This window comes from Klenkia sp. PcliD-1-E, assembly GCF_024124375.1.
In the GTDB taxonomy this organism is placed as follows: Bacteria; Actinomycetota; Actinomycetes; order Mycobacteriales; family Geodermatophilaceae; genus Klenkia.
In genome coordinates, this window is the sequence record NZ_JAMXRZ010000152.1 from 1 (window position 1) to 8,726 (window position 8,726).

General features: G+C 75.6%; 6 protein-coding genes. All 6 read left to right on the forward strand.

Annotated features, from left to right (window positions below; translation table 11 throughout):
- Positions 1-131: 131 nt before the first annotated feature.
- Entirely contained in the window at positions 132-1,985 is a 1,854-nt protein-coding gene (locus tag NH342_RS20495; protein WP_253017794.1) for a penicillin-binding protein 2, read from the forward strand.
- 57 nt (positions 1,986-2,042) lie between these two features.
- On the forward strand, positions 2,043-3,533 hold the full coding sequence (locus tag NH342_RS20500; RefSeq protein ID WP_253017796.1) for a UDP-N-acetylmuramoyl-L-alanyl-D-glutamate--2,6-diaminopimelate ligase: 1,491 nt from the start codon (positions 2,043-2,045) through the stop codon (positions 3,531-3,533).
- Positions 3,530-4,885 carry a UDP-N-acetylmuramoyl-tripeptide--D-alanyl-D-alanine ligase gene (murF, locus tag NH342_RS20505; protein ID WP_253017797.1) on the forward strand — a complete coding sequence of 452 codons (1,356 nt, stop codon included), beginning with the start codon at positions 3,530-3,532 and terminating at the stop codon, positions 4,883-4,885. The genes NH342_RS20500 and murF overlap by 4 nt, the downstream gene beginning before the upstream one ends.
- On the forward strand, positions 4,882-5,958 hold the full coding sequence (gene mraY, locus NH342_RS20510; RefSeq protein ID WP_253017798.1) for a phospho-N-acetylmuramoyl-pentapeptide-transferase: 1,077 nt from the start codon (positions 4,882-4,884) through the stop codon (positions 5,956-5,958). Before murF ends, mraY begins: the two co-directional genes overlap by 4 nt.
- Entirely contained in the window at positions 5,955-7,367 is a 1,413-nt protein-coding gene (murD, locus tag NH342_RS20515) for a UDP-N-acetylmuramoyl-L-alanine--D-glutamate ligase (RefSeq protein ID WP_253017799.1), read from the forward strand. The genes mraY and murD overlap by 4 nt, the downstream gene beginning before the upstream one ends.
- Positions 7,368-7,378: 11 nt before the next feature.
- On the forward strand, positions 7,379-8,726 hold a 1,348-nt coding region (ftsW, locus tag NH342_RS20520), incomplete at its 3' end, for a putative lipid II flippase FtsW (protein ID WP_253017800.1).

Sequence of the window (8,726 nt, forward strand, 5' to 3'; positions counted from 1 at the left end):
GAGCCGCCCCCCGCACCCGCACCCGAGGCCACCGCCCCGACCGCACCCACGGACACCGCGCCCGCGGAGACCCCGCCCACGGAGACCCCGCCCACGGAGACCCCGCCCACCGAGCAGGCCGGAGGCTGACCGTGCCGCACCGCCCCACCGACCCGAGCCGGCGCCCGGCCCGCACCACCACCCCGCCCCGCCGGACCTCCACCGACGTGCTGCGCCCCCGTCGCGCGCCCGGCACCCGGCACACCCGTGGGCTGTCCCCGGCCGGGCGCACCAAGCGCAACAAGCTCGGGCTGACCCTGCTGGTGCTGCTGCTGGTCGCGGTGGTCACCAAGCTGGTGGTGCTGCAGGGCATCGACGGCACCGCCTACGCCCGGGCCGCCGAGTCCGACCGGATGCGGGTCTTCGACATCGCCGCCATCCGCGGGGCGGTCCTGGACCGCGACGGCAACCCGCTGGCCTACACCGTCGAGGCGTCCAAGGTGGTCGCCGACCCCACGGTCGTCGACGACCCCGAGCGCACCGCGCTGGCGCTGACCACCCTGCTCGGCGTCCCCGTCGACCAGCTGACGGAGGAGCTGACCGCCAGCGGGCGCTACTCCGTGCTCGCCGAGCACGTCGACACCGCCACCAGCGACCAGATCACCGCCCTGCGGCTGCCCGGCATCGTGCTGGAGGACCAGCCCACCCGGCTGTACCCGGCGGGCACCGTCGGCGGCCAGGTGGTCGGGTTCGTCGGCCGCGACGGCGACGGGTTGGCCGGGATCGAGCAGCGCTACGACGACGTGCTGGCGGGCAGCGACGGCACCCGGCGGGTCGAGGTCGGCGCCGGCGGCATCCCGATCCCCTCGGGCATCGACGAGTCCACCCCCGCCGTCGACGGCTCCGACGTCACGCTCACCATCGACGAGGACCTGCAGTACACGGTGCAGCAGCGGCTGGCCACCGAGTGCAGCAACGGCCAGACCACCCGCGGGTCGGCCGTGGTCATGGAGGTGCACACCGGCCGGGTCGTCGCCATGGCCACCTGCCCGGGCTACGACCCCTCCCAGGCCTCCACCACCGACCCCGACCTGCTGGGCAACCCCGCCATCTCCGACGTGTTCGAGCCCGGCTCGGTGATGAAGGCGGTCACCCTCTCCGCGGCCATCGAGGACGGCCACGCCACCCCCGACACCGTGCTCAGCGTCAACGGCCACATCCAGGCCGGCGACGTCGTCGTCACCGACGCCCACGACCACGCACCGATCGACTGGACGGTCACCGGCATCCTGGCCAAGTCCAGCAACGTCGGGACGATCATGCTGGCCCGCGAGGTCGGCGACGCCCGGCTCGAGCAGTACATGCGGGCCTTCGGGCTGGGCTCCACCACCGGCATCGAGCTGCCCGGCGAGAGCGCCGGCATCCTGCAGGACTCCACGGACTGGACGGCGTCCCGGGCGGCGAACGTGCCGATCGGGCAGGGCGTCTCGGTGACCGCGCTGCAGATGGCGTCGGTCTACCAGACCATCGCCAACGGCGGGGTGCGCATCCCGCCGCGGATCGTGGCGTCCACCACCGCCCCCGACGGCACCGTCACGCCCGCGCCCCAGCCCGACGGCACCCGGGTGATCAGCCAGTCCACCGCGCAGCAGATGGCCTACATGCTCGAGGCCGTCGTCGGCCCGGGCGGCACCGCGCCGCTGGGCGAGGTCCCCGGCTTCCGGGTGGCGGGCAAGACCGGCACCGCGCAGCGGGCCAACCCCGAGTGCGGCTGCTACACCGGCGGCGGGTACTTCACGACGTTCGTGGGCTTCGCCCCGGCCGACGACCCGCAGTACGTGATCGCCGTCGACCTCGAGCGCCCGAACAGCGACGCCGAGGGCGGCCAGGTCGCGGCACCGGTGTTCGCCGACCTCATGCAGTACGTGCTCGCCGCCGACGACGTCGTCCCCTCGGGGACCCCCCGCCCGGACTTCCAGCTCACCGGCACCGCGCCGACGAACTGATCACCGCACCGGGTCGGTGCCCGGCCCGGGCGTGTCCCGCCGGTAGGTTGGGCACCCGTGAGCACCACCCTGTCCGAGCTGGCCGACCTGGTCGGGCCGCCCGCGCAGGGCAGCCCGGCCACCGGCGTGTCGGGGGTGTCCCTGGCCTCGGACCGGGTGGGCGAGGGCTTCCTGTTCGCCGCCCTGCCCGGCGCCCGCGCCCACGGCATCCGGTTCCTGGCGCAGGCGCTCGCCGGCGGCGCGGTCGCCGTCCTCACCGACCCCGCCGGCCACGCGGAGGTCACCGACCCCGACTTGCCGGTGCTCGTCGTCGACGACCCCCGCGCGGTGCTCGGCGAGGTCGCCGCCCGGGTGCACGGCCGGCCCGCCGACCACCTGGCCGTAATCGGCATCACCGGCACCAACGGCAAGACCACCACCGCCTACCTGGTGGAGTCCGGCCTGGCCGCGGCCGGGTGGCCCAGCGGGCTGATCGGCACCGTGCAGACCCGCACCCGCAGCACCGGCCCGGACGGCGAGCCCCAGGTCACCGAGGTCTCCAGCGCCCGCACCACCCCCGAGGCCCCCGACCTGCACGCGCTGCTGGCCGGCATGCGGGATGCCGGGGTGCGGGCGGTGGTCATGGAGGTCTCCAGCCACGCCCTGGTCCTCGGCCGGGTCGGCGGGGTGCGCTTCGCCGCCGCCGGGTTCACCAACTTCTCCCGCGACCACCTGGACTTCCACGGCGACGAGGAGAGCTACTTCCAGGCCAAGGCCATGCTCTTCGACGGCCGCGCCGCGGTCGAGGTGGTCGACGTCGACGACGCGCACGGCCGCCGGCTGCTGCGCGAGGGCACGGTCACGGTCTCCGGTCGCGGTTCGGCTGCGGCGTGGCGGGCCACCGACGTCGTCGCCGTCCCCGCCGGCGGGTCCACCTTCACCCTGCACACCCCGGGCGGTGCGGCCCACGACGCGCAGGTCCGGCTGCCCGGCGCCTTCAACGTGGCCAACGCCGTCCTGGCCGTCGCCCTGCTGGACGCCGTCGGCGTGCCGGTGGACGCCGCGCTGACCGGCATCGCCACCACCGTGGTCCCCGGCCGGATGGAGCCGGTGGACGCCGGCCAGCCCTTCGCCGCGCTCGTGGACTACGCGCACACCCCCGACGCGGTGACCACCGCGCTGGCCGCGCTGCGGGCGGGGACCACCGGCCGGCTGATCACGGTGCTCGGCTGCGGTGGGGACCGGGACGCCGGCAAGCGCCCCGGCATGGGTGCCGCGGCCGCCGCCGGCAGCGACCTGCTGGTGGTCACCGACGACAACCCACGCTCGGAGGACCCGGCCGCGATCCGTGCGGCGATGCTGGCCGGCATCCCCGCCGGCACCCGCTGCGAGGTCCGGGAGGTCGGCGACCGGCGGGCCGCGATCGAGGCGGCGGTGCGTGCCGCGGGCCCGGGTGACACGCTGCTCGTGGCCGGCAAGGGCCACGAGAGCGGGCAGGAGGTCGCCGGGAGCACGAGCCCCTTCGACGACCGGGTGGAACTGCGACGAGCACTGGAGGCGCGGTCGTGATCGAGCTGGGCCTCGCCGAGGTCGCCGACGCCGTCGGCGGCACCCTCACCGGTCCCGGGGGGACCGTCACGGGGAAGGTGACCGTCGACTCCCGGACCGCCGGGCCCGGTGACCTGTACGTCGCGCTGCCCGGCGAGCGGGTCGACGGCCACGACTTCGTCGGCGCCGCGGTGGCCGCGGGCGCCGTCGGGGCGCTGGGCACCCGGCCCGCCGAGGGCCACGCCGTGGTCGTCGTCGAGGACCCGGTCGCCGCGCTCGGCCGGCTCGCGCACGCGGTGCACGAGCGGCTGACCGGGCTGACCACCGTCGGCATCACCGGCTCCTCGGGCAAGACCTCCACCAAGGACCTGCTCGGCCAGGTGCTGTCCACCGCCGGGCCCACGGTCAGCCCGCCCGGGTCGTTCAACAACGACATCGGCCTGCCGCTGACCGTGCTGTCGGCCGACGCCGGCACCCGCTTCCTGGTGCTGGAGATGGGCGCCCGCGGCATCGGCCACATCGCCCGGCTGTGCGCGGTCGCCCGGCCCGACGTCGGCGTGGTGCTCAACGTCGGCTCCGCCCACCTGGGCGAGTTCGGCAGCCCCGAGGCCATCGCCACCGCGAAGGGCGAGCTCGCCGAGGCGGCCACCGGGACCGCCGTCCTCAACGCGGACGACCCGCGGGTGCGGGCCATGGCATCCCGAACCGCCGCCCGGGTGCTGCTCACCGGGACGGGGGAGGACGCCGACGTCCGCGCCACCGACGTCGCCCTCGACGACGACGCCCGGGCCTCCTTCACCCTGCACGCGGACGGCGAGTCGCACCCGGTGCGGCTGCAGGTCGTCGGCGCCCACCAGGTCGCCAACGCCCTGTCCGCCGCCGGCGCCGCCCTCGCCGCCGGCCTCACCCCCGCCCAGGTCGCCGCCGGGCTGGCGGGGGCGACCGTGCGGAGCCGCTGGCGGATGGAGGTCACCCGCCGCCCGGACGGCGTCGTGGTGGTCAACGACGCCTACAACGCCAACCCCGAGTCCATGCGCGCTGCGCTGGCCGCGCTGCAGGGCATGACCGGCACCCGCCGGGTCGCCGTGCTGGGCGCGATGGGGGAACTGGGCCCCGGGGCCGACGACGAGCACCACCGCCTCGGCCGCGACGCCGCCGCGGCGGTCGACCTCGTCGTCGCCGTGGGACCGGACGCGGCGGGCATCGCCGCGGCAGAGGAGGGATCGGTGCACGTGCCGGACCGGGCCGCCGCCCGCCAGCTGCTCGCGGAGGTGCTGCGCCCGGGCGACGTCGTCCTGGTCAAGGCCTCCCGGGCGCAGGGGCTCGAGCTCCTCGCCGCCGACCTGGTGGCCGACGGGGGACCCGCCTCGTGAAGAGCGTCCTCATCGCCGCCGCCGTCGGGTTGATCGTCTCCATCCTGATGACCCCGGTGGCGATCAAGACCTTCCGCCGGCAGGGCTTCGGCCAGGAGATCCGCGACGACGGCCCCGAGAGCCACCTGTCCAAGAAGGGCACGCCGACCATGGGCGGCACGGTCATCGTGCTGGCCACCGTCGTCGGGTACTTCGTGGCGCACCTGTTCCTGGTCGGCCAGGCAGGCCGCGGGGTCACCACCACCGGTCTGCTGCTGCTGTTCCTGCTCGTCGGTCTCGGGGTGGTCGGGTTCCTCGACGACTACCTCAAGATCCGGCACCGCCGCAGCCTGGGGCTGAACAAGACCGCCAAGCTGGTCGGGCAGACCGTCGTGGGGCTGGGCTTCGCCGTGCTGGCGCTGGTCGAGTTCGGCGGCCGGCCCCCGGTGGCGTCGACCGCCATCTCCTTCGTGCGCGACATCGCCCCGCTGGCCCTGCCCGCGGTGCTGTTCCTGGTCTTCGCGCTGCTGTTCATCTCCGGGTTCTCCAACGCCGTCAACCTCACCGACGGCCTGGACGGCCTGGCCGCCGGCTGCTCGGCGATGGTGTTCGGCGCCTACGTCGTCATCTCCTTCTGGCAGTTCGGCCACGACTGCGCCTCCGGCGTCGTCGCCGGCTGCTACACCGTGCGCGACCCGCTCGACGTCACGCTGGTCGCCGCGGCCGCGATGGGTGCCTGCCTGGGCTTCCTGTGGTGGAACACCTCACCGGCGCGGATCTTCATGGGCGACACCGGCTCGCTGGCGCTGGGCGGGCTGATGGCCGGCATCGCCGTGGTCACCCGCACCGAGCTGCTGCTGGTCGTGCTGGGCGGCCTGTTCGTCGCCGTCACGCTGTCGGTGGCCATCCAGATCGCGTTCTTCAAGGCCACCCGGCGGCGGGTGTTCCGGATGGCGCCGCTGCACCACCACTTCGAGCTCGCCGGCTGGGCCGAGAACACCGTCATCGTGCGGTTCTGGCTGGTCACCGGGATGGCGGTGGCCTTCGGCATCGGCGCGTTCTACGCCGACTGGCTCTCCCTCACCGGCCTGTGACCGGCGCCCTGGGCCGGGTCCTGGTCGCCGGCCTCGGCGTCTCCGGGGTCGCCGCGGCGCGGGTGCTGCTGGCCCGCGGGGACGCCGTGCTGCTCGCCGACGCGGGCGACCCGCCCGCCCGGGCCGAGCTGGAGGCCGCCGGCGCGGTCTGGCTGGGGGCGGTCGGCGACTGCCCGGACGACGTCGACCTGGTGGTCACCTCGCCGGGCTGGCGGCCGGACTCGCCGTTGCTGGTGTCCGCCCACCGGGCCGGCGTCGAGGTGGTGGGGGAGCCCGAGCTGGCCTGGCGGCTGCGCGCGCCGCTGCCCGGCGGCGACCCCGCGCCCTGGTACGCCGTCACCGGCACCAACGGCAAGACCACGACCGTCACCATGCTCGAGGCCCTGCTGCTGGCCGGGGGACGGCGGGCCGTGGCCGCCGGGAACGTCGGCCGGCCGCTGGTGGAGGTGGTCACCGCGGTCGACGCCGACGGCGTCCCGGAGTTCGACGCGGTGGCCGTGGAGCTGAGCTCCTTCCAGCTGCACTGGTCGTCCTCGATCGCCCCGGCCGCCGCGGCGGTGCTCAACGTCGCCGACGACCACGTCGACTGGCACGGCAGCCCGCAGGCCTACCGCGAGGCCAAGGCGAAGATCCTGGCCCGGGCACCGCTGGCGGTCGGCGACGCCGGGGACCCGGTCGCGGCGGCGCTGGTCGCCGCGCACCCGCACCCGGTCACGGTGACCCTCGGGGAGCCGGCCGTCGGGCAGCTCGGCGTCCGCGACGGCGTGCTGGTGGACCGGGCGTTCGCCGCCGACGACGAGCTGCTGCCGGCCTCGGCCCTGCAGGTGAGCGGGCCACACAACGTCACCAACGCCCTGGTGGCCGCCGCGCTGGCCCGGGCCGCGGGCGTGCCGGCCGCCGCCGTCGCCGCGGGTCTGGCCGGGTTCCGCGGCGGCGCGCACCGCAACGTGCTGGTGGCCACCGTGGACGGCGTGGACTTCGTCGACGACTCCAAGGCCACCAACCCGCACGCCGCCGGCGCCTCCCTGACCGCCTACCCCCGGGTGGTCTGGATCGCCGGCGGGCTGCTCAAGGGCGCCGACGTCGACGAGCTGGTCGCCGCGGTCGCCCCGCGGCTGGCCGGGGTGGTGCTGCTGGGCCGCGACCGGGGCGTCCTGGCCAGGTCGTTGGCGCGACACGCCCCGTCGGTCCCACGGTCCGAGGTCCCCAGCGGTGACGATGTCGGAGTGACCGGTGTGACGAGCGGGACGGCTGAGGCGGTGATGGGCGAGGTGGTGCGCGCGGCCGCCGCGCTGGCCCGTCCCGGTGACACCGTCCTGCTGGCACCGGCCGCCGCGTCCATGGACGTGTTCACCGACTACGCGCACCGGGGCCGCGCCTTCGCCGACGCGGTCCGCGCCCTTCGCTGACGGGGGCCGGCATGGCTGCCAGCACGGACACGGACGCACCTACCCGCACTGCCCACCCGTCCCGCCCCCGCGGTGCGGCGACGTCCGACCGCGCCGCCCGGCGCGGGGCCCAGGCCTCCCGCGCCCCGCTGTTCCGGGCCCCGGCCTGGCTGGACGGCCCGATGACCAGCGCGCACCTGGTGCTGGGGTCGGCCGGCCTGCTGCTGGCGATCGGCCTGGTCATGGTGTTCTCCGCCTCCAGCGTCGAGGCCGCCCTGGACGGCGAGCCGGCGTGGCTGCCGGGTGTGCGGCAGCTGGTCTTCGCCGTCGTCGGCGTGGTGCTCGCGCTGGTCGCCGTCCGGCTGCCGGTGGGCTACCTCCGCCGCTACTCCGGCATCGCCCTCGTCGTCGTCGCGCTGATGCTGCTGGCGGTCCTGGTGCCCGGCATCGGCAAGGAGCTCAACGGCGCCCGGCAGTGGATCAGCCTGGGCGTGGTCGACGTGCAGCCCTCCGAGCTGGCCAAGCTGGTGCTCGCGCTGTGGGGGGCGCACGTCATCGCGCTGCGCGAGAAGTGGCTGACGACCAAGGCGTTGCTGGTGCCCGTCGTGCCGGCGTTCCTGCTGCTGGCCGCGCTCGTGCTCGCCGAGCCCGACATGGGCGCGACCGTCGGGCTGGCCCTGGTCGTCGCCGGGCTGCTGTGGTCCGGCGGGCTGCCCGGCCGCTGGATCGCCGGTTTCCTCGTCGTCGGCGCCGCGGGGCTGGTGGTCACCGCGCTGTCCGCCTCCTACCGCGCGGCCCGGGTCTTCTCGTTCCTGGACCCCTTCGCCGACCCCGAGGACGGCGGCTTCCAGGCCATCAAGGGCCTCTACGCGCTGGCCACCGGCGGCTTCACCGGGGTGGGGCTGGGCAACAGCCGGATGAAGTGGAACATCCTCCCGCACGCCGAGAGCGACTACATCTTCGCGATCATCGGCGAGGAGCTCGGTTTCCTCGGCTGCCTGGTGGTCATCACGCTCTACGGGGTGCTGGCCTACGCCGGCTTCCGGATCGCCCGGCGCGCCACCGACCGGTTCGTCCAGCTCGCCAGCGTCGCGATCACCGTCTGGCTGATCGGGCAGGCCTTCATCAACATGGGCTACGTCGTGGGCCTGCTGCCGGTGACCGGCGTGACGCTGCCGCTGATCTCGGCCGGCGGCACCTCGCTGGTGCTCACCCTGTTCATCGTCGGCCTGCTCGTCCGCTTCGCCCGGACCGAGCCCGAGGCCATCGAGCACCTGCGCGCCCACCGGCAGGCCCACCCCGTCGGCCGGCTCGGCCGGCTGGGCCGCTGGCTGGTGCCGGTGCCCGAGCAAGCGGTGGCCCCGTTGCCGGTCCTCGGCC